This is a genomic window from Arthrobacter sp. JCM 19049 (genome assembly GCF_001310435.1).
In genome coordinates this window covers 1-1549 of record NZ_BAXF01000493.1, presented here as the reverse complement: position 1 = coordinate 1549, position 1549 = coordinate 1, and the positions used below count along the sequence as shown (strand labels likewise).

The following is a 1549-nucleotide window of genomic DNA, read 5'->3' as shown; positions in this document are numbered from 1 at the left end:
GCCGTCGTGCGGCGGCAGCCCGAATCCCGGGCGCTGCTAGGTGCGCAATTGCGTTGGGTGCTCCTGTTGGCGGTTGGTGCCAAGAGCGCCCAGCTGCTGCAGTTCCTGTTTGCCCCGGCCTCCGATCGGGGCGTGGCGAGCGCCGCAATGGTGGGCATCTGGGCGGCTGCCGCCGGGATGCTGGTCTACTCGGCCGACATGCGGGGCACGCAGAACGCACCGTCGTGGCGAACCTGCACTGGCGGATCCGGGTGACCGCCAGCCTGCTGGTGATGGTGGTGTTCGCACTGGCGTTGCGCCTGCAGGGAGAGCTGTCGTTGGGTGCCCACTTCCTGGGTGTCACTGCGGGCAGCTGGTCGGTGCTGGTGCTGATCGGCTCGGTACTGGCCACCGCCTGGGTCGCCTGGCGCTGCCTGCCCACCTCGGGTGGGGCCATGGATGCGTTCGTGCACGCGCCGTTGCTTGGGGCGTTGTGCGGCTACTTTGTCCTGGCACTGCGCTCGGATTTCTGGTGGCTGGCGCCGTTGGTGGCCGCGGCCAATATTGTCTTTCTGATCGCGGCCCTGCCCCGCTGTACCGCGGCGGGCTGGAGAATCACGCATGCCGCACTGGCCCAGATCCAATTGAGCGTTGCCGCCTGGTGGAGTGTTGAGCACTTCGAGCTGGACCTGCACGGGCAGTTCTGTGTGCTGCTGCTCAGCGTGGTGCTGCCGCAAGCGGCCCGGCTGGTTCTCTCCCGCAGCCGCGGTGCAGCGGTGTCGGGGGAATTGCGGGTCATTGGGCTGGGAATCCTGGTGGGGTTGCCGTTGCTGCTGCTGGCCTATGCTGTCGGCCCGCAGACGGACCGCGGCACCGTGCTGCTGAGCCTGCTGCTCTGGCTGGGATATGCGCTGCTGGCACACTGGGCCTTCGGTGCCGGGCCCTACCGGCAGTGGCTGCTGCTTCCCGTTAGCCTGGCCGTGGCGGCGCTGGCCATTGTCCCGGCCGCCACGTTCGGTTCCACGACCGGCTGGTCCGGGCTGGATGGTGGGGCGCCACCGCGGCGATGTGGCTGCTCGCCGCCCAGGCGGTGGTTGCCCTGGGCCTTGAATGGACATACCGCCGGCAACAGGCCACCAGGGAATCAGATTGGCGGCGTTGCTGGTGCCGCTGGTTCTCATGCTGGGCTATCAGCCCGAACTGCGCTGGCTGGCGCTGGTCTTCCTGATCGGCGCGGCTGGCTCAATCCTGCTGGTGCATACCCGGCAGATGGGGCTGTACTCGGCGGCAGCTGCGCTATTGCTGCTGGGGGCCGCGGACACCGGCCTGCAGGCCCTGCGCTCGGGCACCATGGTGAGTGAGAGGTCGCTGGATTTGAGTTGGGCCCTGCTGGGTGGCGCGCTCGTGCTGCTGGTCCTTGCACTGCTGCACGGCCGCTTCCAGGACCGGTGCCGCACTACCCGCGGCACTGGCAGAAATCTGCGGACGCCGGCGGCAGGCCGCGCGCATCTACTACGCCGCAATGCTGGCTTCCGGGTTCACCGCTGGGGCGGTGGCCCACCTGCTGCAC

General features: G+C 68.8%; 2 protein-coding genes. Both read left to right on the top strand.

Annotated features, from left to right (window positions below):
- On the top strand, positions 1-255 hold a 255-nt coding region (locus JCM19049_RS13735; protein ID WP_279403233.1), incomplete at its 5' end, for a hypothetical protein.
- Positions 225-1340, top strand: coding sequence for a hypothetical protein (locus JCM19049_RS13730; protein ID WP_054821861.1), 1116 nt, complete (start codon positions 225-227; stop codon positions 1338-1340). The genes JCM19049_RS13735 and JCM19049_RS13730, both read left to right, overlap by 31 nt.
- Positions 1341-1549 lie beyond the last annotated feature (209 nt).